24 protein-coding genes are annotated in these 26,806 nt (G+C 42.3%); 7 read left to right on the top strand and 17 right to left on the bottom strand.

What is annotated here, in order from left to right; genetic code table 11:
• Position 1: 1 nt before the first annotated feature.
• Genes CGB83_RS12870 through CGB83_RS12860 form a run of 3 tightly spaced genes read right to left on the bottom strand, consistent with a single transcriptional unit; the run spans position 2 to position 1,618 of the window.
• Positions 2-508, bottom strand: a complete 507-nt coding sequence (locus CGB83_RS12870) for a hypothetical protein (protein ID WP_100076154.1) — start codon at positions 506-508, stop codon at positions 2-4.
• A 7-nt stretch (positions 509-515) separates the two neighbouring features.
• On the bottom strand, positions 516-1,049 hold the full coding sequence (locus CGB83_RS12865; protein ID WP_100077589.1) for a hypothetical protein: 534 nt from the start codon (positions 1,047-1,049) through the stop codon (positions 516-518).
• Positions 1,050-1,066: 17 nt separating this feature from the next.
• Positions 1,067-1,618 carry an RNA polymerase sigma factor gene (locus tag CGB83_RS12860; RefSeq protein WP_100076153.1) on the bottom strand — a complete coding sequence of 184 codons (552 nt, stop codon included), beginning with the start codon at positions 1,616-1,618 and terminating at the stop codon, positions 1,067-1,069.
• Positions 1,619-1,864: 246 nt separating this feature from the next.
• Here CGB83_RS12860 and CGB83_RS12855 point away from each other — a divergent pair, with 246 nt between their 5' ends.
• The 4 genes from CGB83_RS12855 (at position 1,865) to porW (ending at position 6,373) form a co-directional block, all read left to right on the top strand.
• Complete coding sequence (locus CGB83_RS12855) at positions 1,865-2,614, top strand: Rossmann-like and DUF2520 domain-containing protein (RefSeq protein ID WP_100076152.1); 750 nt, start codon at positions 1,865-1,867, stop codon at positions 2,612-2,614.
• Entirely contained in the window at positions 2,604-3,122 is a 519-nt protein-coding gene (locus tag CGB83_RS12850; RefSeq protein ID WP_100076151.1) for a KdsC family phosphatase, read from the top strand. Before CGB83_RS12855 ends, CGB83_RS12850 begins: the two co-directional genes overlap by 11 nt.
• A 4-nt stretch (positions 3,123-3,126) precedes the next feature.
• Positions 3,127-3,681 (top strand): Maf family protein, encoded by a 555-nt coding sequence (locus CGB83_RS12845; RefSeq protein ID WP_100076150.1) that lies wholly within the window; start codon positions 3,127-3,129, stop codon positions 3,679-3,681.
• Between the two features lie 85 nt (positions 3,682-3,766).
• Positions 3,767-6,373 (top strand): type IX secretion system periplasmic lipoprotein PorW/SprE, encoded by a 2,607-nt coding sequence (gene porW, locus CGB83_RS12840; RefSeq protein ID WP_228419919.1) that lies wholly within the window; start codon positions 3,767-3,769, stop codon positions 6,371-6,373.
• A 43-nt stretch (positions 6,374-6,416) separates the two neighbouring features.
• Here porW and tsaB read toward each other — a convergent pair whose 3' ends face one another.
• The 8 genes from tsaB to rpiB form a co-directional block, all read right to left on the bottom strand.
• Complete coding sequence (tsaB, locus tag CGB83_RS12835) at positions 6,417-7,103, bottom strand: tRNA (adenosine(37)-N6)-threonylcarbamoyltransferase complex dimerization subunit type 1 TsaB (protein WP_100076149.1); 687 nt, start codon at positions 7,101-7,103, stop codon at positions 6,417-6,419.
• A 50-nt stretch (positions 7,104-7,153) separates the two neighbouring features.
• Positions 7,154-7,903 carry an SDR family NAD(P)-dependent oxidoreductase gene (locus CGB83_RS12830; RefSeq protein WP_100076148.1) on the bottom strand — a complete coding sequence of 250 codons (750 nt, stop codon included), beginning with the start codon at positions 7,901-7,903 and terminating at the stop codon, positions 7,154-7,156.
• Between the two features lie 92 nt (positions 7,904-7,995).
• Positions 7,996-8,367, bottom strand: a complete 372-nt coding sequence (locus CGB83_RS12825) for a YraN family protein (protein ID WP_100076147.1) — start codon at positions 8,365-8,367, stop codon at positions 7,996-7,998.
• Positions 8,368-8,469: 102 nt separating this feature from the next.
• Positions 8,470-8,820, bottom strand: coding sequence for a DoxX family protein (locus CGB83_RS12820; protein WP_100076146.1), 351 nt, complete (start codon positions 8,818-8,820; stop codon positions 8,470-8,472).
• Complete coding sequence (locus CGB83_RS12815) at positions 8,820-9,755, bottom strand: S66 peptidase family protein (protein ID WP_100076145.1); 936 nt, start codon at positions 9,753-9,755, stop codon at positions 8,820-8,822. Before CGB83_RS12815 ends, CGB83_RS12820 begins: the two co-directional genes overlap by 1 nt.
• Complete coding sequence (locus CGB83_RS12810; RefSeq protein ID WP_100076144.1) at positions 9,715-10,437, bottom strand: LysE family translocator; 723 nt, start codon at positions 10,435-10,437, stop codon at positions 9,715-9,717. Before CGB83_RS12810 ends, CGB83_RS12815 begins: the two co-directional genes overlap by 41 nt.
• A 209-nt stretch (positions 10,438-10,646) precedes the next feature.
• Positions 10,647-12,800, bottom strand: a complete 2,154-nt coding sequence (gene rnr / locus CGB83_RS12805; protein ID WP_100076143.1) for a ribonuclease R — start codon at positions 12,798-12,800, stop codon at positions 10,647-10,649.
• 392 nt (positions 12,801-13,192) lie between these two features.
• Positions 13,193-13,627 carry a ribose 5-phosphate isomerase B gene (rpiB, locus tag CGB83_RS12795; RefSeq protein ID WP_100076141.1) on the bottom strand — a complete coding sequence of 145 codons (435 nt, stop codon included), beginning with the start codon at positions 13,625-13,627 and terminating at the stop codon, positions 13,193-13,195.
• Between the two features lie 558 nt (positions 13,628-14,185).
• On the opposite strand from rpiB, the gene CGB83_RS12785 reads away from it, so the two are divergent.
• Positions 14,186-15,376 (top strand): phosphoglycerate kinase, encoded by a 1,191-nt coding sequence (locus CGB83_RS12785; RefSeq protein WP_100076139.1) that lies wholly within the window; start codon positions 14,186-14,188, stop codon positions 15,374-15,376.
• Positions 15,377-15,718: 342 nt separating this feature from the next.
• Here CGB83_RS12785 and CGB83_RS12780 read toward each other — a convergent pair whose 3' ends face one another.
• The 6 genes from CGB83_RS12780 to CGB83_RS12755 form a co-directional block, all read right to left on the bottom strand.
• A complete protein-coding gene (locus CGB83_RS12780) occupies positions 15,719-16,540 on the bottom strand; it encodes a class I SAM-dependent methyltransferase (RefSeq protein ID WP_100076138.1) in 822 nt (273 codons plus the stop codon).
• A 103-nt stretch (positions 16,541-16,643) separates the two neighbouring features.
• Positions 16,644-18,506 (bottom strand): tRNA uridine-5-carboxymethylaminomethyl(34) synthesis enzyme MnmG, encoded by a 1,863-nt coding sequence (gene mnmG / locus CGB83_RS12775; RefSeq protein WP_100076137.1) that lies wholly within the window; start codon positions 18,504-18,506, stop codon positions 16,644-16,646.
• A 149-nt stretch (positions 18,507-18,655) separates the two neighbouring features.
• Positions 18,656-19,060 carry an rRNA maturation RNase YbeY gene (gene ybeY / locus CGB83_RS12770; RefSeq protein WP_100076136.1) on the bottom strand — a complete coding sequence of 135 codons (405 nt, stop codon included), beginning with the start codon at positions 19,058-19,060 and terminating at the stop codon, positions 18,656-18,658.
• Between the two features lie 4 nt (positions 19,061-19,064).
• Positions 19,065-21,224 (bottom strand): patatin-like phospholipase family protein, encoded by a 2,160-nt coding sequence (locus CGB83_RS12765; protein WP_100076135.1) that lies wholly within the window; start codon positions 21,222-21,224, stop codon positions 19,065-19,067.
• 2 nt (positions 21,225-21,226) lie between these two features.
• Positions 21,227-23,671, bottom strand: a complete 2,445-nt coding sequence (locus tag CGB83_RS12760; protein WP_100076134.1) for a bifunctional UDP-N-acetylmuramoyl-tripeptide:D-alanyl-D-alanine ligase/alanine racemase — start codon at positions 23,669-23,671, stop codon at positions 21,227-21,229.
• Positions 23,672-23,871: 200 nt separating this feature from the next.
• Positions 23,872-24,465, bottom strand: coding sequence for a thymidine kinase (locus tag CGB83_RS12755; RefSeq protein ID WP_100076133.1), 594 nt, complete (start codon positions 24,463-24,465; stop codon positions 23,872-23,874).
• 60 nt (positions 24,466-24,525) lie between these two features.
• Here CGB83_RS12755 and CGB83_RS12750 point away from each other — a divergent pair, with 60 nt between their 5' ends.
• Entirely contained in the window at positions 24,526-25,956 is a 1,431-nt protein-coding gene (locus CGB83_RS12750; RefSeq protein ID WP_100076132.1) for a hypothetical protein, read from the top strand.
• A 2-nt stretch (positions 25,957-25,958) separates the two neighbouring features.
• Positions 25,959-26,633: a 16S rRNA (cytidine(1402)-2'-O)-methyltransferase gene (rsmI, locus tag CGB83_RS12745; protein WP_100076131.1), complete on the top strand. Its 675-nt coding sequence runs from the start codon at positions 25,959-25,961 to the stop codon at positions 26,631-26,633.
• Positions 26,634-26,806: the final 173 nt, after the last annotated feature.

Here is a 26,806-nt window from a genome sequence, read left to right as displayed (position 1 = left end):
ATTATGGGTTCTGCTTAGGCCCCGTAGCTTTATTCCGTGAAGATTTCTTTTCGTTCATTTTATCGCGCATCATCCCTTCGGTCTGGAACAGCTTCAGGACTTTCTGGCAGGGAATAATCTGCTGCATTTTATCAGCATATTTTTTACGGTTATCCAGTAACCTCTGTCCTACTTCAAAACTTTGCTGCAGCTTGGCTTTTGCTTCATCATCAGATAAGGCTTCCGGGTCAAAATCCGGATTAAACTGGCTTTTGATCTGCTTCTGGTTTTCCAGGTATTCATCATACAGCTGAGTAAATTCCGCTTTGTCTTCAGCATCAATATCCAGGTTATCGGTTACCATATTGTTCCTGAATTTTTTAAGAAGATCTTTTCTTTCTTCAGGAGACAGGTTATTGATAATCTCTTTCCTCTGCTTCGGGTCCATCTTCTTCCAGTCATAATCCATCCTTTGGGCATTCAGGCCAAAACCGTAGATTATAAAAAGCGTGAATAATATTTTTTTCATGTTCCTCTTAATTATACAGATCCAGATAGACATCCTGGGTTGAATTATTAGCCAGTTCACTGATTTCAGCATTGGAAAATGAATCCAGGTATTCGTTCATCTGAGTTTCTGTCTGTTTAGAAACAGTTTTTACTGTCTGTGGTTTTTTATCGCTTTTGTCTGTCAAAGTCTGGGCATATCCGGAATTATTTTCACGATTTTCACTTGTTTGATTACTTTTTTCAACAGAGGTTAAATCAGATTGTAAAACTTTGTATGCCTGTTCACTTTCTCTGGCAGGCGCAGCATTTGCTGCATAATTTTTTGTGGTACCGGCTGAATCATTCACCGGATCATCTCCGCCGGAATTCAATACAAATGTAGCACCAAAGATCAAAACGACTGATGCCGCCGCCGCATAAGCCCAGTTCAGCTTAAAAACAGGGGCCTTCTTACGGGCCTGTACATCCTTCATTACGCTATCCTGGATATTCCGGAACATATCATCAGGAACTTTGTAAATATTCTTACGTTCTAATTTTTCTATATCGAACTCTTTCATCTTGGTCATTTCAGAAATTATCTGTCGTAATTTTCTTTTATATATTCCTCTATCTTCTGTTTGGCATAATGATAATTGGTTTTAAGCGTGCCTACGGACATATCCACTATCTTGGATATTTCTTCGTACGGCAGATCATCATAATACCGCATGGTAAATACCAGTTTCTGCTTTTCAGGCAGGCTTTGTATGGCATTCTGCAATAATATCTGTATTTCCTCTGCATCGCCTCCTGCATTGTCTGCAACGAGGTTCTGCATATAATAATCCGGATCTTCATCCGTCTTCTGCATCTTCTTCAGTTTGTTGATCTGCTGGAGGGCTTCATTGGTAGCAATCCTGTACAGCCAGGTATACAGCTGGCTATCGTTTTTAAACTGATGAAAGTTCTGATAAGCTTTTATAAATGTTTCCTGCAAAGTATCCTGAGCAAGGTCCGCGTCCACAATAATCCTTCTTATATGCCAGTACAATCTACTCTGATAAGCATCCATGAGTGCGCGGACGCCTTTTTCCTGCGTCCGGGGATTCTGCATCATTGAAATAATCTCCGCGTCCTTACTCTTCATAAGATGCTTTCATTGTTTTGGATTACAAAAATAACTGAAAGTTAAATTACTTATTCAATTTTTAATCCATTATCGGATAAATATAAGAATTCTCCCCGTCTTTACGACAAAATCGGTCTCCATCCGGATACTTTTAGAAATGACAACACTGTAGATCTTATGCCTGAACACTTTGCAGCAAATGCCAATATCTGCAGCCGGCATCAACGTTCTCATAACTTAAGTGAAAACCGTTATCTTTGTTGTATGCAAATTGTAATCATCGGATCCGGAAATGTTGCTTTTCACCTTGCGAAAGCATTCATGATGAATAAGGTCCCCGTAGCACAGATTGTCGGAAGAAATGAACAGGAATTAAAAAGTATTTCCTCAGCACTGAATATTCCTTACTCAACAGGACGCCCGGAAAAAGCAGACCTGTACCTCATCTGTGTGAGCGATAATGCTGTAGAGGACGTCTCGGGCCTGATCAGTGAAGAAGACTGCCTGGTTGCCCATACTTCCGGTTCGCTCCCGAAAGAAACCCTTAAAGGGGAGTACCGTAAAGCAAGCTTTTATCCTTTGCAGACGTTTTCAAAGGCCAAGGAACTGAAGTATTCCGAAATCCCGTTCTTCATCGAAGCAGACCATGCAGAAGACCAGACCCTATTGTTACAACTGGCTTCCCGTATTTCCGGGCATGTGATGGAAAGTACTTATGAAAAGAGAAAATACATCCATCTGACGGCTGTTTTTGCATGCAATTTTGTAAACCACCTTTTTTCCAGGGCCAAGGAAATTTCAGATTCTCAGGAGATCCCGTTTGATTACTTCCTTCCGCTGATCGATGAAACTGTGCAGAAAATTCATTTGGTAGCCCCGAAAGAGGCACAGACAGGCCCCGCAGTACGCAACGATAAGAGAATTCTGGAACTTCATGAGCAACTGCTTCATGGTGAAAGCCTGGAAATCTATAAAACAATGAATCATTCTATTCAGAACATGTATGAGCTATAAAGAGAAATTAAAAGATATCAAGGCATTTGTATTTGATGTGGACGGCGTTTTTACCGACGGGAGCGTATACCTTCTTCCGGGAGGCAATATGTGCCGGGTGATGAATGTCCTGGACGGATATGCGGTGATTAAAGCCCTGAAAAACAATTACCGCATCGGCGTGATCACCGGCGGCAATGATGAAATGGTAAAGCACAGGATCGGATATCTCGGCATTGAAGACTATTATCCTAAATCCCATGACAAGATGGTTGATTTTGAAGATTTCAAGAAAAAATACAAACTTAAGAACGAAGAAATCCTGACGATGGGGGATGACATCCCGGACCTTCATATCATGAAGCATTCCGCCATCGGTGCCTGCCCGCCGAATGCCGTTGCTGAAATTAAGGAGATCGCAGATTACATCTCCCCGAAACCTGGCGGTACCGGTGCAGTGCGCGACGTGATCGAACAGGTAATGAAAGTCCAGGGAACATGGAATGACGATCAAACACAATCTGTTTAAAACGATGAAATTACTATTAGCCTCACAATCGCCGAGAAGGAAAGAACTGCTTTCAGGATTAGGCTTCGATTTTGAAGTGGTATCCATTAACTGTGATGAGATTCTCCCGGAAGGAACAGCCATAGACCAGGCAGCCGCTTATCTTTCCCAGCTGAAGGCGGACACTTTCAGAAGCCTTACCGGTGATGAAGTACTCCTTACCGCCGATACGGTAGTCGCAATTGATAACACCATACTGGGAAAACCTGCGGATGAAAAGGAGGCAAGGGCTATGATCAGTCAGTTGTCGGGGAGGAGCCATATTGTATATACCGGCATTACGGTAAAAACAGCTGAAAAATCCATGACCATGACAGATGCCGCTGAAGTTGAGTTTGACAGCGTTACCCGGGAAGAAGCAGAGTATTATATCACGACCTACAGGCCCTTTGACAAAGCCGGAAGCTATGGCATACAGGAATGGCTGGGCATGGCCAAAATCAGAAAGATGACAGGAAGCTTCTATACCATCATGGGGCTGCCCACCCATCTGGTTTACAAAATCCTCAAAGAAATATAATCATTTCCCAACATAAATTTTATTATTTTTACAAAATTATCAACCTGCTTATAATAAAAAGCAGATTAGCGAGTTATATTGAATAATGAAAAAGAATATATTCTTCCTTTTAGCATTTTGCCTGGTCGCTTCCTGTGCCACAAAAACCAAACGGCCGGAACAGCGATCCAAATTCATGAAAGGATTTTCCACATATTACAATACACTGTTCAATGCAAAGGATGCATTGAACAGTGAGTTTGAAAGCAGGGATAAGAACCATAAGGACAATTTCTACGCACCATACATCCCCATCCTTACCTACGAAGACCAGCCTCTGGGCAGCGACCTGGGCCAGTCGGCTGCTTTTGCCGAAAATTCCATGAAAATGGCGGAAGTGAACCGGCAGCCGGCCAACAATAATGGCAGGGGAGCCCCTGGAATGCCTCCGCAGATGCCACAGGGTATGCCGGGCGGTCCGGGAGTGCCAGGCGGAATGAATGCAGGAAATTCCATTTCGGAAGATCCCAATCAGCCGGAAAAGAAAGGGGCATCCACCCTTCAGATTGCAGAAGCAAAAGCCTTAAAGGCGATCAATAAATATTCGGTTATTAAAAACGGGGAAGAAAAAAACAAGCAGATTTTTGATGCCTACATGATCCTGGTACAGTCCAGGATTTACCAGAATAAGCCATTGGAAGCACTGGACGCCCTCAATTATGTGTTTACCCATATGAAGGATGATAAAAGAGCCCCGCTGGCCAAAATTTACCAGGGAGTAGCCTACAATGAAATGAAGGATTACCACCGGGCGCAGGAGATTTTTGAAAAAACAAGGGCGGAAGGTGTAGATAAATCCCAGGATAAATTACTGAGTATTTATTATTCGGAATCGCTGCTGGATGCAGGCAAAAAGCAGGAAGCCGTGAAGGAGCTCGACCGTGCCTTCGACCTGAATACCGACAGGAAGCTGAAAAGCAGGATTGCATTCCTGAGAGGGCAGGTGCTTGAAAACCTCAACCAAAACGATAAGGCAAGAGAAAGCTTCCTTGCTGCATACAAATATGCCAATGATTTTGAATTTGAGGTGAAATCACAGATCGAAATCGCGAAGACGTTCAATGGGACCGGGGATTATAACGGAGCGAGGGCTTATCTCGAAAACATCAGCAGCAAAGGAACTTATTCATCCCGGAAAAATGAATTCTATTACGCACTGGGATTAATGGCCAACAAAGCCGGTAAAAAAGATGAGGCCCAGCAGTTTTTCAGGCAATCCCTGAAAGAGAAAGTTTCAGACCCTCAGGTACGCGGACTGGCGTATTATGAAATAGGGAAGAACTACCTGGATAAGAATGATTATATCGGGGCCGGAAGCTATTATGATTCTGCCCTGGCTGTAATGACCTATGAGCCTTCCAAGATCCTTCTGCAGGATCAGGCTGCCTACATCAAAAAGATTTCCAAAAACTATTACCTGATCAAGAAAAACGACAGCATCCTGGCTTTAGCCAAGATGAACGATGCCCAGAAAACAGATTTCTTTTCAAAATACATTGCCAAGCTCAAGGCCAAAGAGGAAAAAGAGGAACTGGAAAGAAGGCGCGCGGAGAGAAATAAAGGCTTCGATACAGGAGATTACAGCGCCAATTCTGTCTTTGCCAACAGCTCAAATTCTTTTGAGGATTTCGGAGTGGCTTCCAGAGGATTTTATTTCTCCAATACCGGTACGGTGAGCAAAGGTTCTTCTTCATTCAAACAGGTATGGGGAGAGCGTGCGCTGGTCGATAACTGGAGGTATTCCAAGAAAATGACGACCATTGAGGATATGAAGAGTGAAGCTCTGGGCGTAGCGGCAGCACCGAATCCGAGGCGTTATGAACCGGCCTTTTACATCGAACAGATCCCTACAGACGCCAGCAAACTGGACGTCCTGAAAAAAGACCGTGACACGGCCTCGCTGGGACTGGGGATTATGTATCAGAACTATTTTACAAATACTCCGCTGGCCACCAAAACGCTCTATGACCTGGTGGATGTAAAACCTGAAGAAAAGGTCATGCTGCAGGCTTTATATGAAATCTTTGCCATGAATTACCTGAAGAATCCACAGGCTGCAGAAAGAGCCAAACAGATTCTCCTGAAAGATTACCCCTATACATCTTATGCTGAATTTGCAAGAAATCCTAAAAACAGCACATTTGTAAAGTCGTCTCCGGAGGTGGAAAACGAATATAAACGGGCCTATGCCTTATTTGAATCTGAAAAATTTGCGGAAAGCAGGGAGGTCCTGGACCAGATGATCCAGAAATATCCTAAGGATGCCATGGTTCCGAAGCTGTATCTGCTGAATGCTTTCAACGCCGGAAAATCAAGCGGAAAGGAAGTCATGATCCTACAGCTGGAACAGATTGCCCTGAATTACTCCAAAACGCCGGAAGGGTTAAAAGCAAAAGAAATGCTCAACTACCTGAAAAGCGACCTCAGCTTCCAGCCTACGGACAACCGGGGAAATCCAATGAACCCACAGGCAAACAGAGCTGCCAGCCAGCAGGGGACGGCCCAGAATGTGAACGCCGTTTTAAACGGGCCGCCGGCTCAGCCGAATAACAATAATAACCAGCCGAAAAAACCCGGCAACAATACCAACTCTAACATGCAGCAGATGCGGATGCAGAATAATTCCGGTAACATGCCTGCGAAACCACAATAAAATAAAAGCGAAGATGATGAGTCTTCGCTTTTATTTTTTATATTCAATCCTGATCGGACATCCTTTTTTTCTTTACGCCATGGAAATCTTTCAGGTAGAAAGGTTCAAAATAGGCGATATCTTCAAAGTCCTTGTTTCCGGCTTTCTCCAGTGTTTTGCGAATCAGGTACTGTGCGGAAGGGTAGATGGTATCATTGAACACTGCATCCGGAAGCTGCAGCACTTCTTTTGCTTTCCTGGCTCCGTCGCCCACAAAAATTACTTTTTTGTCTTTGAATTCCACGAATGATTGTTCATCGAGTATTTTGGCTTCAGTAGCAGAAATCTCATTGCCTGTGATACCGTCATATACTGCCGTATATACTTCCATTCGCCTTGCATCGACTAAAGATATAATGTAATTAAAGTTCTGTCCTAAAAAAGGCTCTATCATGCTTTCCATGGAATTGACGGCAATAAGAGGAACTTTGAGGCCATAGCAGAACCCTTTGGCTGAAGAAGCCCCGATTCTTAGTCCGGTGTATGATCCCGGGCCTTTACCTAATGATACCGCCTCAATTTCTTTCAATGATAATCCGGCTCCTTCCAGTGCCCATTCCACAAAAGTATGTAGGCTCTCCGACTGTTTGTAGTTTTCTGAAACTTCTTCACAGAGGCACAGAAGCTTTTCATCATCAGATACCGCTACCGAGCAGTTTTTGGAAGACGTTTCAAGGTATAATATTTTCATTTTAATTGTAACCGTTTATCAATAGGCAAATGTAAGCCATTATTCTGAAATTACTTTCTGTAAATGGTCCTTGGCTCTGCCTGTGCAGAAGGGTAGATGGTCATATCAGAGATGCAGACGTGCTTCGGCGTATTGACGCAGTAAGCAATGGAATCGGCAATATCTTCAGCTCTCAGGGCTTCATAGCCTGCATATACGGTGGCTGCGCGTTCCTGGTCACCTTTGAATCGTACCAGTGAAAAATCGGTTTCCACAGCGCCCGGCTGGATATTGGTTACCCTGATTCCGAATTCGGTCAGCTCCAGCCTCATTCCTTCGGAAATAACATCCACAGCTTTTTTCGTGGCACAGTACACGACACCATTAGCATACGTCTGCCTGGCCGCTACCGAACTGATGTTGACAATATGCCCGGAATTCCGTTCCTTCATCCCCGGTATGACCATTTTTGAAACATACAGCAGTCCTTTTACGTTACCGTCGATCATCGAATCCCAGTCATCGGTTTTCCCGGCCGAAAGCGGATCGAGCCCATGGGCATTGCCGGCATTGTTGATCAGGACATCAATGGTCCTCCATTCTTCAGGAAGCGTGCTGAATGCCTGTTCAACCTCTTCAAGGTTCCTCACATCAAACCTGAGCGTCAGGACTTCGGTAAAAGCAGAAAGTCGTTTTTTTTCCTCTTCCAGTACAGCAGTCCTCCTCCCGCAGATGATGATTCTGTTTCCCTGCTCAGCAAGCAGCTCTGCCGTTGCCTTCCCGATTCCGGATGTGGCTCCGGTCACCAATATCGTTTTCATAATTCTATATTTTTAAAACTAAATGTACCATTACGATCTGTACATGATTTATTATTATACTGTTAAACTGGTAGATTGCTGCAACGTACTCTTTAATTGGCATCAAAGGCATCGAAGGCATGGATAATATGCTCGATAACCAAATTTCTCTCCTCATCGGGAAGCACGGTAATGATATCAAACCTGACTTCCTCATTCCTGTTGTATTGTTCAAGATAACGATTCGCCGCAGAGACAATCAGTTTTATTTTTGATTTTTTAACCGCTTCCTGGGGCAGCATAAAAGCATCGGTAGAGCGTGCCTTTACCTCCACAATAATAATCAGGTCCTCTTTCTCAGCAATGATATCGATTTCTGCTTTCTGGAAGCGGAAGTTCCGTGACAGGATCTTGTAACCGCTTCTGAGAAGATGCTCAACAGCCAGATCTTCTGCTTTTTTACCGAAATCATTGTGTGTTGCCATCGATTTTTTGAGTTTTAGGGTAGGAGGGTTCCTGAGTTTGAGAGTTTTATTTTAAGCTGTTGATTTTCATTGACAAGACGATATACCGATGCTATTCTTTCTTTATTTCCGGAACTGCCAGGCCCACCAGATCAGGACAAGCTGCAGGGGAAGCCTTAATACAGTCAGCCAAAAATATTGATGATGGATCAGGTAGAACTTTCTTGCCATTTCGATATTGGCAGGAAACACGGCTATAAACAAAGCGATACAGAGATAGGCGCCGATCTTCTGAGTAGCAGGGAACAGCAGAAGGATTCCGCAGACGATTTCAGCGATTCCGCTGATATATACCATGGGCAGGTGAAACGGAACGTAACCGGGCATAATTTTCAGAAAGATCTGCGGTTTCACAAAATGTACGATCCCGGCAACCATCAGTAAGAATGCTAATATGAATTTTGAATACAGCATCAGTTCCTGAAATGTAATGAAACAGTTTCTCCCACCTTTAAGGAAAGGTGCCCTCCTATAATCAAAGGCCTGTTATCCCGGATATGCCCGTTCGGGAAGCCAAAAGCAACCGGAAACTTATATCCCGAAACCTTTTCTGAGATGATCCGGTAGGCCAGTCCGTCAAAGCTTTCATTATATTCTGCATTATCCTTTTCCTCTCCCATATTGGTCATGCCACCAATGATCAGTCCTTTGATCTTCTTAAAGACACCGGCAAGCTCCAGGCTCATGATCATGCGGTCCAGCGCGTAAAAGTTTTCTCCGATATCTTCGATAAAAAGGATGTGGTCTTTGAAATCAAAAGAATATTTGGTGCCCAGAAGGGCATATACCAGAGCAAGGTTTCCTCCGATCAGCTTTCCTTCTGCCTCTCCGGACCGGTTCAGGGAGTGGGGAAGCAGGGTATAATCAGGAAGGTTTCCGGCGAGGATACCGAAGATCCTTTCATAGCTTTCTTCCGTTACCCCAAAGCTGGATGTTTTTACTGTCTGTCCGTGGACAGAAGCATATCCCTTCTTCATCAGGTAACTCTGGATCACTGTATTATCTGAATAGCCGATGTACCATTTCGGACTTTTTTTGAATGATTTGATTTTAAGCTTCCGGAGCAGGTGCTGACAGCCGTATCCGCCTCGGGAAGCCCAAACCGCTTTGATGTCAGGATCATTAAGGGCATTGCTGATGTCTTCCATCCTTTCCTGTTCGGTTCCTGCATAGGAATACCCGTTTGAAAAACGGCTGTATACGTGCTCTCCCAAAACAGGTTCGAAGCCTTTGTTGCGGATCATCTGCAATCCCTGCTCCAGCTGAGCGGGATCTACAGAACCAGCAGGAGAGATGATAGCAATAGCATCACCGCTTTTTAGTGGTTCCGGAAGTATTATTTTGCTCATGGTGTTTCTGGTATTTTACTTCAGTCTTTTCGGCTTCTTCCAGCCTCTTGTCAAACTGATTGAATTTTTTAAAGCTCTGTAAAAAAATAAAGAAGCTGAAAACAATTAAAATTCCGCCTACGATTCTCCTGATTTGGTTAGCCAGTTTCTGGGTCAGCTTATCATGGAACTGTTTGGCAAGAAATATTTTAGCAAGGTCTATGCCCAGATAGGTGGCAATAACGATGCCGATGTATAAAATAAAATTGCCCGTATCCGGATACTGATTTCTTACCGAAATCACCGTTACCAGCCAAAAAAGAATAACGCCTACATTCAGGAGGTTGAAGAAAAATCCGTTGGCAAACGTCTTGACGTAATTCTGACTGATGAATTTCTCTTCGCCGTGCATGTGCATCTTGGTTTTGGTAACCATCATCACGATTCCGTAAGCAAAGATGAGTATGGAGGTGATGCGGTAAAACCCCGGATGCTTGTCAATCAGCGTTACAATGTCTGCACTCGCATAATAGGCTGCAACAATACATAACAGGTCTGCTGAAATGACTCCGATATCCAGTGCTAAGGCATGTTTCGGGCCCCGGGAAAAGCTGGTTTCAATCAACAGGAAAAAAATAGGTCCTATAAAAACCAAGCTCAGCATGAACCCCAGTATAACGGCAGAAATTATTAATTCAAACATTTCTAATTTGTTTCAAAGCCAAATTTAAAGATTATATTTTTATTTGAATTAAAACTGCCTTTGAGTTTGAATTAAAACAAAAGAAAAAAAGACCACAATTTGTGATCTTTCAAATTTTTGATTATTGATTCACTCTTCCAGAGTTGATCAGTACTTATTCAAATTCTGTTGTTCTTAAAAAGGATGTGTATTTAACCTTCGCAATATAATCAGTCAACAATCTTGAAATCCAGCTGTTTCTGTATTAGGTTAGCTTTAACCACTTTGATCTGCACCTGATCTCCCAGCTGGTACCTTTTTCCGTGCCTGTTGCCATACACCGCATGGGTTTTGGCGTCATACGTATAGGAATCGTCTACCAGATCCCTGAGCTTGATCAGCCCTTCAGCACCGTTCTCAGGAATTTCCACCCAGAACCCGAATTCCGCCACCCCGGAAATTACGCCGGTAAACGTTTCGCCCAGGTGTTTTTCCATGAATTTCACCTGCATGAATTTAATGGAATCCCTTTCGGCATCAGCAGCTAACCTTTCCATGGCACTGCAGTGTTTCGCCTGTTCCTCCAGAGCATTCCTATCCGGGGATTTACCTCCGTTCAGGTAATGTTGAAGCAGCCTGTGAGCGATCAGATCGGGATAACGCCTGATCGGAGAAGTGAAATGGCTGTAATAATCGAATCCGAGTCCGTAATGTCCGATCGGTTCCGTAGAATAAACCGCTTTGCTCATGCTGCGCATGGCCAGGGTTTCAATCATATTTTCTTCCCCTTTTCCTTTTACGTCATGCAGTAAACGGTTCAGGGATTCGGCTACTTTTTTCGTATTCGCTAAATCCATTTTATATCCGAAAGTAGAGACAAAATCTCTCAGCGCTTCCAGCTTTGCCGGATCCGGGTCCGCGTGGACCCTGTAGATGAAGGTATTCTGTGAGATATCCCCTTTTTTATTCAGCGATATAAATTCGGATACTTTTTTATTGGCCAACAGCATGAATTCCTCAATCAGGTGGTTTGAATCTTTGCTGATCTTGAAGTATACGCCGATCGGTTCATTGTTTTCATCAAGATTAAAGCGTACTTCACTGCGGTCGAAGGTAATGGCCCCCTGTCGGATCCTTTCCGCACGCATGATTTTAGCCAACCTGTCCAGCACATTGATTTCTTCCTGAAGATCTCCCTGCTTGGTTTCAATTCTTTCCTGGGCTTCCTCATACGTAAACCTGCGGTCTGAATGGATCACTGTCCTGCCAAACCACTGTTTCTGGATTCTGGCCTGATCATCCAGCTGGAATACAGCCGAGAAGGTAAATTTATCTTCATTAGGACGCAGGGAACAGACATCATTACTCAGTACTTCCGGAAGCATCGGGACCACACGGTCTACCAGGTACACGGAGGTCGCCCTCTGGTATGCTTCGTCATCCAGCAGTGTTCCCGGAACTACATAATGCGATACATCGGCAATGTGAACCCCGATTTCCCAGTATCCGTTATCCAGTTTCCTGATGGATAGGGCGTCATCAAAATCTTTGGCATCCTTAGGGTCAATGGTGAAGGTACATACATCACGCATATCCCAGCGCTTGGCGACTTCTTCATCATTGATGCTGCGGTCTATTGTATCAGCATCCCGCTCCACTTCCTCAGGGAATGTATACGGGAGTCCGTATTCGGCAAGAATGGAATGGATTTCAGTTTCGTGCTCTCCAGGAGCGCCCAAAACCTGGATGATCTCTCCTTCGGGATTTTTGTCTCCCGGTCTCCATTCTGTCATTTTTACGATCACCTTGTCACCGTTTTCCGCTCCTCCGAATTTACCCTTCGGAATGAATATATCGGTATTGATCGTTTTCTTATCGCAGACCACAAACCCGAAATCCTTATGAGGAACGACCTGCAAAGTACCTACGAATTCCGTTCTGGTCCTTTCCAGAACTTCCAGGACGGAACCTTCCAGCTTTTTGCCTTTGTAGGTATACGTAACAATTAAAACCTTATCGCCCTGAAGGGCATCTTTCACATTTTTGGAATGGATGAAAATATCATCTTCCACACCTTCTACACTTACATAGGCATTACCCGACTGGTTAAAATCTATGGTTCCGGTCAGCGTTCCCTTAATGTTGAGGTTAACGATGTATTTTCCTTTTTCGGATTCTTTGATCCTGTCCGCCGCCTGCAGTTTATGCAGCGCCTGGATGACCAGCTCTCTCTGCCTCGGATTCTTATAATCGATTCCGTCAGCAATCTGCTTGTAATTATAAACTTTTGTTGAATTTTCATTCATATAACGGAGGATCAGCTTTCCGATCTCCTGGAGCTTATGGTCATTTTTCTGACTTATATATTTTCTTTTTTTTGGCATTTTAAATTCTTTTTATGAGCCGCATGGCTCCGATGATTATTTGGGACCGGACAATTGAATGCTTTGATTATTCCTTTCCGGATCCTTTTTTTACATTTTCTAACGATTGTATTTTTTCATTCCTGCAATACGGAATAAAAATACGCAAAGATTTTACTTCAAATGTAATGCAATATTTGCTTTACAACATCAATTTTCTTTCCAACTGCCGGTTAACAGAAGTTTTTAGTTGATGGTATAAAGTGGAGAAGTGGGGGTAACCTTTGACAGAAATGCTCATCGGCACACTACAGGTTATATGGAATTGACAGATTGTTTTTCTGCCAGACCCTGCAAATATACGAATAAAAAATAATAAAGCCTGTAAATCAATTTACAAGCCTTGTATCATCTTAGCAATATGCAATTTTATCTACTCTGGTCTGATGCCTGCCGCCTTCAAAGTCGGTAGACAGGAATTTCTCTGCAATTTCTATAGCCAGCTCCTTGGATATGAATCTTGCCGGGATGGAAATCATATTGGCGTCATTATGCTGTCTTGCCAGTACTGCAATCTCCGGCATCCAGCAAAGCGCACATCTTATCTTCTGATGCTTATTGGCTGTAATCTGCACTCCGTTTCCGCTTCCGCAGATCAGGATACCCAGCTCATTTTCTCCGTTCTCCACAGAGGTCGCAGCGGGGTGTACAAAGTCAGGATAATCCACACTCGCTGTGGATAAAGTTCCAAAATCCTGAACCTCAAAGTTTTCTGAAAGAAAGTTCTTAACAATTTCTTTGTACTCAAAACCAGCGTGGTCAGCCGCAATAGCGATTTTTCTTTTCATAACAATTTTATTAAGTCTCTTTTTGATCTATTTCCTTACAAAGGTAAGAATATTCACAAAGTTTGTTAGCGGATCGGGGATTAATTGTTAAAAGGTTTGTTAGTAAGTGTGGATAAGTCCGGCAAAATAAATGTTTCGTAACACTGAAAAAATTTGTAATAGAAATCCTTTTCAAATTTTCAAGGAAAATGTTCGCGGAACTTTCCGGCAGAAATTCTCCGGCTTTTCCAGAAATCAGTTATTCATAATGGAAATTGGGGAAAAGTTATCCATATTTGTTAATAAGTACCTGAAAAAACTGATTTTCAAAAAATTATAATGTAAATAAAATGTGAATTGCACCTCCAAACAAATGTTATGAAGTATTTCCTGAAAACTTATCCCCTAAATTCACAACACTCAACAACAGTAACATTATTTTTTTTTATAGAAAAAGAAATTGTTGGTTAGTGAGTGTTGGGTCTGCGGATTATTTTTTTTGAAAACTTTTATTTGTTCCGATTCTTTCCCAGATTTTAAAATCTTACATTTGTGAAAGAGAAAATTCTAGGATATTTTATGAAAACAATCAAAGATTTTAATTTTAAAGATAAGAAAGCTCTGGTGCGGGTTGACTTCAATGTCCCGCAGGATGACCAGCTGAAAGTTACAGACAATACGAGGATGGTCGCTGTAAAGCCAACCATTGACAAAATTCTGGAAGACGGAGGTGCTGTAATCCTGATGGCGCACCTGGGAAGACCTAAAGGTGAAGTGAAGGATGAGTTCTCTTTGAGGCATATCGTGGATGAAGTTTCTGATGTATTGGGAAAAAACGTGAAATTTGTAGACGAGTGTGTAGGAGAAAAGGCTGAACAGGCTGCTCAGGCACTTCAGCCGGGTGAAATCTTATTGCTGGAGAATCTGCGATTTCATAAAGAGGAAGAAAAAGGGGATGAGGGTTTTGCCGAGCAGCTCTCAAAGCTGGGAGATGCCTACGTGAACGATGCATTCGGGACTGCACACCGGGCACACGCTTCTACCGCAGTTATTGCTCAGTTCTTTCCATCAACTAAATTTTTCGGTTTATTGATGGCTAAAGAATTACAAGCTATCGATAAAGTATTGAAAAGCGGTGAGAAGCCTATAACTGCCATATTAGGTGGATCTAAAGTTTCAACTAAAATAACCGTTATTGAAAATATACTTCCTGCAGTTGACAATCTGATTATCGGCGGAGGGATGTCTTTTACTTTTATTAAAGCTTTAGGAGGTAAGATAGGAAATTCACTGGTTGAGGATGATAAACTATCCTTAGCCATAGAAATTCTGGAAAAGGCAAAAGAGCATAATGTAAAAGTCTATTTGCCTTCAGATACTATCGTTGCCGAAAGTTTCAATAATGAAGCGGAGAGAAAAGAAGTTGACATTTATGCGATTCCTGCCGGATGGATGGGTATGGATGCAGGAAGCAAATCCAGGGACCAGTTCAATGATGTGCTCTTAAATTCCAGGACGATCCTTTGGAACGGGCCAATCGGCGTGTTCGAAATGTCTAATTTCGCTGCCGGTACCATTGCATTAGGAGACAGTATAGCAGAAGCTACTAAATTAGGTGCGTTTTCCTTAGTGGGAGGAGGTGATAGTGTTGCGTTCGTAAAACAGTTCGGCTATGCAGATAAAATGAGCTACGTTTCTACCGGAGGCGGTGCCATGCTAGAAAGCCTGGAAGGGCTGGAACTGCCCGGAGTGGCTGCCATCAATCAATAAACATATTTTTTTTATAAACGAGGTCCGCTGAATAATCAGCGGACCTTTTGTTTTTACTCAGGTATTTTGTGTTGAGGAAATGTAACCTCACGTCTGCGAATGATATGTCAAGATAAAATTACGCATCATCTGCATCGCCTATGATTTATTCAAATAATTTGGTTGATGAATTTTTTATCTGATAATAAAAAAATTATTTTAAAACAGAAGAGTAGGGGGAGTTCTGATTTTCTCGCCTGTAATTTTCAGAGTCTACTTTTGCTCTTAAAATTTCATTCAGAACCCGATTTTTGCTAAAAAAGCGAAAATTTGACCTTCATAAATGCCTCAAAAATCGATTTTCTATCTTTTTTCGATAATGTATATCAAACTCGAAAATTCGTTAGAAAAAAGAGCTTTTACATTCGAAATCGTTCCGTGAATGATTGCTTTCAGCCAAAACACGGGTGATTTTTTATATTTTTCGCTGAGCATCGAGATGTAATAGGAATCAAGGACGAGAGGTTTGATTTTTCTCAGCTTCCATCCGGATTTCTTTTTGATCAGGTTTTCCATTCCGTTTTTAGAAAAATGAAAAATATGCCTGGGTACATCATAGGCTGCCCAGTAAGGTCCATAATGTCTGGCATCATAAGAAGTAGGATTGGGAACTGCTATGATCAGCAGTCCTTTTTCCTTTAATTTATCATGGAAGATGCTGAGCATTTCCTCCTGGTTTTCTATATGTTCAAAGACATGCCATAAGGTGATCGCATCCAGGGTGTGGTCTTCAATGTTGCGGATATCATCAAGAAGCAGGACTTTTTTTACTTTAGACGAGGCTGCAGACCTGGCATCAGGATCCGGCTCGAATCCTAACGTTTCAAAATCATTTTCAATAAATTTTACAAATTCCCCGGCACCACATCCATAATCCAGTACTTTTCCTCCTTTTGAAATCCGGTCCAGCAGAATCGTCTTTTTATATTTCAGGTTAAAAGACTGGAGGAATTTATAAAGTTTCTCTTTCAGGCTTCCTGAATCCTGGTGATGGGAAATGTAATCTTCACTTTCATAATACCGTGACAGGTCAGACGGAACAGGGGAGGTTTTAAATACTCCCTGAGTTTCCGTTTCTGTAATATCAAAAATTTCCTGTGAAAGAAAATGATCTTTAATTTTCATTGATTATGCATAAATCGCTGTTAAAAGCGATGGATTGTGGATAAGTTGGGTATAACTTTTAATTTTTTATTCTATCTATGTTCCACGTGAAACATATGTATTTCTATCTTCCTAAATAAACCAGTAAAACATTGATGTCTGCGGGTGAAACGCCGCTGATCCTTCCTGCCTGGGCAATGGTTTTAGGACGTACGCGGGTCATTTTCTGTTTGGCTTCCGCAGAAAGGCTGGAAAGTTTGGTAAAATCAAAATCTTCAGGGATTTTAATATTTTCCAGACGATTCAGTTTAGCTACATTTTCCTTTTCTTTTTCAATATACCCTCTGTACTTTATGTTCACTTCAGCCTGTTCCCGCACTTCCTCGTTGTATTGGGAAATAAAATCATTGATGGATTCTACAGCTTCCAGTTTTTCTAACGTCATATTAGGCCTGGTCAGGATCTGAGATGCTCTATATGCCTGATCAACAGGACTGCTTTCAATAGATTCAAGAATCGGGTTTATAATACCCGGTTTTAAAGAAGTTTCGCGAAGGAATGCTTCAAGTTCCTCACTTTGAGCAACTTTTTTCTCTACTAACTTCAGTCTTTCTTCTTTTGCTAATCCTAAATGATAGGCTTTTTCCGTCAATCTGATATCCGCATTGTCCTGTCTCAGAAGAAGACGGTATTCTGCTCTTGAGGTAAACATCCTGTAAGGCTCTTCAGTTCCTTTTGTGATCAGGTCATCAATCAGAACGCCTATGTAAGCTTCATCCCGGTTTAAGATAAATTCATCTTTTTCGTGAACTTTATTATGGGCATTGATTCCTGCCATTAATCCCTGGCCGGCTGCTTCTTCATATCCTGTAGTTCCGTTGATCTGCCCGGCAAAATATAGATTATCGATTAATTTCGTCTCCAAGGTATGTTTCAGCTGGGTAGGGGGGAAGTAGTCATACTCGATAGCGTATCCAGGCCGGAAAACTTTTACGTTTTCAAATCCCGGAATGTGTTTCATGGCTTTGATCTGAACGTCTTCCGGAAGGGAAGAACTGAAACCATTCACATAGATTTCAACGGTTTTCCATCCTTCAGGCTCAACAAAAAGCTGATGTCTGTTCCTTTCTGCAAACCTGTTGATCTTATCTTCTATACTAGGGCAGTACCTTGGTCCTAAACTCTGGATCGTTCCATTGAACATCGGGCTCCTGTCGAAACCTTCCCGTAAAATATCATGTACCGTTTCATTAGTATATACAATATGGCAGCTTAACTGTTTTGTTAACTTTGGCGTATCCAGGTAACTGAATTTCTGAGGATGTTCATCTCCCTTCTGTTCTTCCATTTTAGAATAGTCCAGACTTCTTCCGTCTACGCGGGGTGGGGTACCGGTCTTCATCCTGCCGGCTTCGAAGCCTAAAGATACCAGCTGTTCTGTAATCCCAAAAGCTCTGGGCTCACCCATTCGGCCTCCTCCTAATTGTTTATCGCCCACATGGATTAATCCATTCAGGAAGGTACCATTGGTTAATACTACCGATTTTCCTTTTATTTCAATTCCTAAAGAAGTGACCACTCCTTTTACGGTATTATTTTCAACAATCAGTTGTTTCACCATATCCTGAAAGAAATCCAGGTTAGGCGTATTTTCAAGAGCGAGTCTCCACTCTTCAGCAAAAAGCATCCTGTCATTTTGTGTTCTCGGAGACCACATGGCAGGTCCTTTGGAAAGGTTAAGCATTTTAAACTGTATGGCAGACTTGTCAGCTACAATTCCTGAATATCCGCCCATCGCATCAATTTCTCTTACAATCTGTCCTTTGGCAATTCCGCCCATGGCAGGGTTGCAACTCATCTGTCCGATGGTCTGCATATTCATTGTAATCAGAAGGGTTTTTGAACCCATATTGGCAGCGGCAGCTGCGGCTTCACAACCGGCATGTCCTGCACCTACTACAATTACATCATAAACTTCTGAAATCATCTTTATAAGCTCTTTAGAGCGCTAATTTTATTATTTTATCTAAAATGTTTCACGTGAAACATTGGTTGAGAATGGGTAATTAAAACGCCTGATATACGGGGTTTTAACCCAGGTGATTAAAGTTAATTATAGATATGTTCAAATAAACTTTAATACTGTTTCAGATAAAAATCTTCCTTGCTTCTCATAAGCTTTTCTTCCTCTTCAGTCTTGTCTTTATAACCTGATAAATGAAGTATACCATGGGCTAAAACCCTTCTGAGCTCTTCTTCATATTCCCGTGAAAGAGTAGAAGCATTATCTGAAATACGCTGCAAAGATACGAAAATCTCCCCGTTTATGGTTTTGCCTTTCACGTAATCAAAAGTGATGATATCAGTATAATAATCATGTTGCAGATAGTCCTGATTGATCTTGAGAAGATACTCATCATCACAGAAAATATAATTGATTTCCCCCGGCTTTTTGCCTTCTGAAATAATGATGGCTTCCAGCCATTGCTTGTAATCTGTATTGACAGATTCCGGTTGGGTTTCGTAAAAAAACTGTATCATATTGTTAAAACCAGTGTCCTAAGATAACACTGAAAATGCCTTTTTGATTATTTCTGAGTGAATGACTGAAATTCACTTTTATTTGTCCGAATGGAGATTTGTAGCCTGCCGTTATACCCAGTGAACTGTAATTAAGCTTCACTGCCTGTTCCACCGAAATAGAATCTGAAAGGTTGGCAAAGGTAAATGTCCCTGTTATAAAGTAATTTTTATTAAAGCGGAACTGAAGGTCATTGGAGGCCATCAGGATATTATTGGTTGCCAGCTGGGCAAAATAAAATCCTCCGAAACTCCTGAAGTTAATGACGTTCTGTTCGAAGATTCCTCCAAGCCTGTATCGGTAATATTCCGGCAGTTCCTCACCGATTGTGATCCCGCCATAAAGGTTCAGGTGGTAGGAAAATTGTCTTGATACAGGAATATTGATGCGGATATCCGCCTGCACCTGTACCGGTTTATCCCTCATTTCCGAACTCAAAATATCGATTACTTTTCCTTCAGCAGAAAGGTAAAAGCCTTTGGTAGGAAATTCTTTGTCATCCTGGGTATCGCTTTTTACAAATACATAAGGATTCAGGAACCGGCTGTACCGTTTGTTGCTTCCGTTCATATTGGCTTCAAAGTAATCATGGCTGATTCCTCCGCCAATGGCAAATTTATCTCTCCAGATAGACTGGATATAGGCTTCATTCCTGTACCATTCCCAATTGTCTATTTCATTGTTTTGCTGATCCCTGAGATCGAAATTCATTCCGGAGGAATAAATTCCAAATCCGGGAATATAACCGTTATCGATAAAGTAGTTCAGGTAGTACCGCGGCTTATCTCCCACGATGACATCCAGAGACAGGTTCGTATTCCTGAATAAAAGCCTTTTGGCAGAGTAATTTACCAGCAAGCCTGTTTTAAAGACCTCATCATAATGCAATCCGAATTTAAGGAAATGGCGGGTATCATCTTCCGTAACATACAGTTTGAGGTAGTTGCTGTTATTTTGGGTAACAATATCATAATTGATGAAGCGGTAGTTGTTTGTGGCAACCAGTTTATCAATCATTTTATTAACGCTTCCGTACGTCTGCATGGAAGGGAGGCGAAGTCCCATTTTACCTAATACATAATTTTCACCATAGATCCTGCTTCCAATCAATTCTATGCTGTCTATTTTATAGACATTCGAATAGATCGGGCTCATGGGCTGCCTTAAACGGTCATAGGTCCTTTTGGGAAGTTCATTAAGGATTGCTGAATATTTTTTTCCTTCCGTATAGCCGCTGTCCAGTATTTTTTTCTTGTCGTCATAGCTGGTAGCGCTCATTCCGGTTAGGTTCGGTTTAATATTGATATCCGTATATTCATATTGTCTTTTGGTATCTCTCCTGATGCCAAAATCAATCACCTGGTTCAGTATGGCTATGATGCTGTTTAAATCTTCTCTTTTGGAAAGATCCTGGTTCAGGTCAACACCAATGACAATATCAATTCCTTTATCTTTTAATGGCTTTGAAGGATAGTTCACTGACATAGCTCCGTCTATATAAATGCTGTCACCCACTTTTACGGGATCCATGAGAGAAGGAAAGGCAGAACTGGCCATAATAGACTGTACAAGATCCCCGCTTTCAAATATTTTCATATCCCCGCTTTCCAGATTGGTGGCCACGCACATAAACGGAATCGGCAGTTTTGAAAAATCATTGATATTCGAAACGTTCTTGAGGAGTTCTTTCAGGAGGTAGACATTCTTCTGGCCGGTGCTGATGGAGGAGGGAAGGGTAATCTTACCGTTTTTAAGAGGAATGGAAAAAAGATATTTATCCACTGATTTGTTGAAGAAGGTAGATTCCTGTCTTGATTTAGGATCCAGGATCAGGGAATAGAAGTCTGTATCCATGACAATTTTTTCGATGTCCTTTGCCGAATAACCGGAAGCGTATAAGCCTCCGACAATGGCACCCATACTGGTCCCGGCAATATAATCCACCTTTACGCCCAGGGAATCCAGGACTTTAAGGACACCGACGTGAGCAAATCCTTTAGCCCCGCCACCGGCCAGTGAGAGACCGATCCTGGGATTTTTCGGAATCTTGAGATCTTTCCGGATCTGTGCGTGCATCGCATGCAATAAGAACAGACAGAAGAGTACGAGAAATTTTTTTTTCATATTTAGTCTTTTATATAAATCCGTTTCACCCGTGGCGAGATGGATGTTAATACTTCATAGGTGATAGTGTTGCAGTAGCCTGCGAATTCTTTAAGGCTTGGCTGACCATTGAACAGGATTACGGGGTCGCCTTCCTTTACATGCGGGATACCGTCGATGTTAATCATCATCATATCCATGCATATATTGCCTACGATGGGAGCCAGCTTTTTGCCTATTCCCACTTTACCGACCTGATTTCCGATGAGGCGCGGAATCCCGTCCGCATAGCCTACCGGAATGGTTGCAATCCTGGTGGGATGATCGGCTTTATATTTCCTGCTGTAGCCTACAGATTCTCCTTCCTGTACCTGGGAAATTTGTGAGATAACCGTTTTAAAGCTTACTACCGGACGAAGCTGTTTTTTTATATCACTATTTTGTGATTCTCCCAGCATTCCGATTCCGATCCTTACCATGTCATACTGGTAATCCGGATATTCTGTAATTCCGGATGAATTGAGGATATGCCGTATCGGTTGGTAGCCTAAGTTTTTAATCAGTATATCGGAGTTTTTCCTGAAAACAGCCATCTGCCGGAGCGTAAACTCTTTTTCAGAAGGTATATCGGAGGATGATAAGTGGCTGAAAATACTTTCCACCCGGAGATTTTTATGCCGGAGTGCCTCGAGCAACGGTGCAAGATCAGCTTCTTTGAAGCCAAGCCTGTTCATACCGGTTTCCAGTTTGATATGGATAGGGTAGCGTTCATCATAACCGGCCTTCTGAACCGCATCGTTAAAAAGCTCCAATACTCTCAGGCTGTAAATTTCCGGTTCAAGGCTGTATTCAATAATTGCTTCATAGCTGTGTTGTTCAGGATTCATGACGATGATGGGCGCTGTAATTCCTTTTTTACGGAGCTCGACACCTTCATCTGCATATGCGACTCCCAGGTAGTCGATATGATGGTGTTGCAGGAACTCAGCAATCTCGTAGCTTCCCAGCCCGTAAGCGTTGGCTTTCACCATAGCCATCATCCTGGTCCCGGGATTCAGGAGCGATTTATGGTAATTGATGTTATGAAGGATGGCATTGAGGTTAACCTCAAGTACCGTATCATGTTTTCTGAGTTCAAGAATATCTTTAAGCCTTTCAATACCAAATTTCCTTGCCCCTTTCAGCAGGATGATCTGGTTATTGATTTCTGTAAGTCGTTTGCTGTCAATTAATTCCTGAGTATTATTGAAAGTAAATGTTTCAGGAGTTAATAAATGGCTGAACGAAGTAATTTCTTCACCGATCAGGAAGACCGTATTGAAGTGCTGTTCATTGACCAGGTCTGCAACTTCGGTATACAGCTCCTCAGAATTAGAATTAACACCTACGATATCCGTCAGTACAAGGGACTTCTGAGGTTTGTTATATTCCTTCAGAAATTGAAGGGCTGTTTTCAGGGAATCGAGATCAAGATTGAAAGAGTCATTGATCACGATATTGCCCTTTATGCCTTCAATGGCTTCCAGCCTCATTTCCACCGATCTTAATGCATTGATCTTCTCGACAATCTTTGCATGATCCAGATTCAGCTCTTTCAGCACTGTAATCAGCGCCATGGCATTGGTGAGGGTCGCTTCATCCCTCTGATGGGCAGGAAAACTGATCTCCTCTTGAAAATACTGAACGATGATATCTTCATCTTTCACATTCTTTTTAAGGAACACATCATTGGCAGTGCTGAGCCCATAGGATATTAATTTCCTGCCTGAATAAAGGTCTTTTATCTTTTTGTCTGTGAGGATATTGTCTCCGTTGTAAATGATCACCTCTGAATTTTTAAACAGGATGATCTTTTCTTCGATAAGCTGCTGTTCAGAGCGGAAGTTGGCTGCATGGGCATTCCCCATATGCGTAAGGAGACCGATCTGCGGATGGAATATATGTTCCAGCTTCTGCATCTCTCCCGGTTTTGAAATCCCTGCTTCAAAGATACCCAGCTCATGAGTATCATTGATCTGCAATAAAGACAGCGGCAGCCCGATCTGGGAGTTGAAGCTTTTCGGGCTCTTGACGGTTGAGAATTCATTCCAGAGGCATTGGTACAGCCATTCTTTCAGAATGGTTTTTCCGTTGCTTCCCGTGATTCCGATGGATTTGATATGCGCATGTCCGAAATGATGGGCGGCCAGCCGCTGGAGGAAATCAACGGCATTCTCTACAATGATCCAGGTGACCTGATCGAACCGGGGATAATGGTGCTCAGAAATAATGACCTGTATCCCCCTATCTACAGCAGACTCAATGAATTTCTCACCGGAATTTTTATGGGTATTGATGGCAATGAATGCTGTATCCTGGATGGAATAAATGGTCCTGCTGTCAAAAGCGATGTTTCTGACGATCAGTTTTTTATTTCCAATGGATCTGGATTGGGTAATGGCTGATATTTCCTGTACTGTATAATTCATAGACGCCCTGTGTATGCTGTAGGTTAATGATAAAGGCGCAAAGTTTATTGCTTTAAGTTTTCAGGACCGGGATTACAGAAAGAATTAATGGTTTCCTCTTGAAATCTTACATCCTGAAACAGGTTATCATACTATTTTGCGTCTTTGTACTGATTAAAATCCGGGTAATATCTTCATATCCCCGGATCAAATTTAAAAATTTATTTTGTTCTTTGCCTGGAAAGCACTTCATCAATAAAAACCCGTCGGCTTACCGCTTCATAGCTTTCCGTTTCTCCCAGCTCTACCAGGTCATTTCCCTGGGAAGTCCTCATGGAATAATTAGCCAGGTTCCCGGTCCTCCTGCAGATGGCGTGTACCTTGGTAACGTATTCTGCTGTAGCCATCAGGTTCGGCATCGGCCCGAAAGGACGGCCCAGAAAATCCATATCCAGTCCGGCAATCACTACTCTGATCCCGCCATTGGCGAGGGTATTGGCTACATCAACGATGCTGTCGTCAAAAAACTGTGCTTCATCAATAGCCACTACATCACAATTGGAAGCCAGCAGGAGGATTTCACCCGGGTAATCTACTGCTGTACTGCGGATCTTATTCTGATTATGGGATACTATGTCTTCCTCAGAGTACCGGATATCCATTTTAGGTTTAAAAATTTCTACATTCTGTCCTGCCATTTCTGCCCTCCGCAATCTCCGGATCAGTTCTTCGGTTTTCCCCGAAAACATAGAGCCACAAATAACTTCCATCCAACCGCTTTGTTTGGAATGATTAATTGTATTTTCTAAAAACATTTGTTAAATTAGCCGTATATTTCTAAGACCAAAAGTAAGCAATTTTAACAACAATCTTCTATGCAGAACATCCAAGATTTAAAGGAAAAGATTTTTTTCGAATCCAGGAATATCATTGGTATTTTGGATAAAATCAACCACGCGGACGAATTAGCTTCCTGCCAGGATCTTGTGAATGATCTTGCTGAAAGGATTACCTTACTGAGTCTACTGCAAAAGCATGCCGCACACCGGCCAGAGGAGAAAGGCGATTTTCAGCCTTTTGTCACGAAATCAGCGTCTTATGAGCCCTACGAGCCGGTTACCGAAGAAGAAGCGATTTTCAACAATGAATTCAATGAAATTCCTGAGTACGAAAAACAGGCATTCAAGGGAGTGACGGAAGAGGAAGCCATCTTCAATAACCAACTGAATGAAATTGTAGAAAATGAACTGCACGAAACCGTTGTTCATTTTGTTGAAGAACAATCACAGGAACCGGAAGGCCATCAGGAAGCAGTTTCCGGGCAAAACTGGAATGAAGATGTAGCCTCCCATAAAGAAACGGAACCTGAGGATTCAGGCATTTCCGGCGTTCCGGAGTCTACGGATGAAGCTATGGAAGAAGAAGCGGTATTCAATAATCAGCTCAATGAAATTGAAGGTTTTGAAAATGAAATCTCTGATGAAGGAAACGTTCCCAATAATGATTTTGAGGAAGAAGAGCGGATCCGGGACGGTTTTGATGCTTCCGGCCAGGAGGAAGAAAAAAAGGCTGATATGAAAGCGGTTATCCCGAGCATTTTCGATACCGGAATGACAGAAGATGAAATCCTGATTGAAGAACACGAAAACCAGTTCCTGAGCAGCAGCACGACGAATATGGAACAGGGTGAAATGGTAACGGAAACTTCCAGTGTGGATCATATGCTGAGTGAAATCAAGAATGAGCCTTCAGAGGAAGAAGGTAAAGAAAAAGAAAGTACATTGGCAGAAATCAATGACAGAAGGAAAATCACCGATATTTTCAATCCTCATATAACTTCAGATCACAAAGATTCGGAGCATAAACCTTCGGATAAAAACTTTGAGGACCTCGATGCGTATCAGCAGGAAAAGAAAATCAGGCTGGCCCATATCAAGGGAATGAAAGCCGTGCAGAGCCTGTTTGACGATGATCATCTGCAGATTGGGCATTCTCATGAAAAAACTGACGAAATCAGGCCTGATGCCGGAAGCATCCTTAAGACCAATATTCCTACGAATTTCATGGAAGCTGAAAAGGCGAGGCCGCAATTTAAACTGGACCTCAATGACAGGATTGCATTTACGAAAATGCTGTTCGGTGGAAGCCAGACGGACCTGAATGAAGTGATCGGAAATTTAAACAGCTTTAAAAGCCTTGACGAAGCCAAAGAATATTTAAGTGACCTCTACTACGAAAGGAAGTGGAACAAGGTGGACGAATATGCCCAGAGGCTCTGGATATTGGTGGAAAATAAATTCATATAATTTTGAGCGGAATCCTATATTTTGTTCCCACACCGGTTGGGAACCTGGAAGATATGACCTTCAGGGCAGTGAAGGTGCTGAAAGAAGTAGATTACATCCTTTGTGAAGATACCCGGACATCCGGTATCCTCCTGAAGCATTTTGAAATTTCAAAACCCCTGAAATCCTATCATCTGCATAATGAACACCAGGCAACGGAAAAAGTGATTGCCGATCTTAAAAGCGGGCAGAATATCGCGATTATTACCGATGCCGGAACTCCCGGGATTTCAGATCCCGGATACCTGCTGGGAAAAGCAGGTGCAGACCATGACATCGAAATGATCTGCCTTCCCGGCGCTACTGCGCTGATACCTGCTTTGGTGGTTTCCGGGCTGCCGAATAATGAATTCCTGTTTGCAGGCTTCCTTCCCCAGAAAAAAGGACGGCAGACCAAGCTCAAGCAGCTGGCAGAAGAAAAGAAAACCATTGTGCTGTACGAAAGCCCCCATAAGATCAATACGACGCTGGAGCAGATCAAAGAATTTTTCGGAGAAAATACCAGGGCAAGCCTGAGCCGTGAGATTTCCAAAAAATTTGAGGAAACAAAGCGCGGAACCATTACTGAACTGATCGAGTTTTCAAAATCCAAAACACTTAAAGGTGAAATTGTGCTTATTGTAAACAATTCAATATAATCCATACGTCTCCCAATAGTTACTTATTGTGGCTGCTTACCGTGTTAAAAACAGGTAAAAATCAATTCATTTGATAATTTAAAATGGGTTAAATACCAAATTAATAATATCTTTGCGGACCACGTTTTTCATAGCAGTATGGTAAAACTCTCCGGGTCAGACCCTGCTGATAT

The organism is Chryseobacterium camelliae (assembly GCF_002770595.1).
In the GTDB taxonomy this organism is placed as follows: Bacteria; Bacteroidota; Bacteroidia; order Flavobacteriales; family Weeksellaceae; genus Chryseobacterium; species Chryseobacterium camelliae.
The sequence above is the reverse complement of the archived record's forward strand: the minus strand, read 5'-3'. Positions and strand labels throughout refer to the sequence as shown.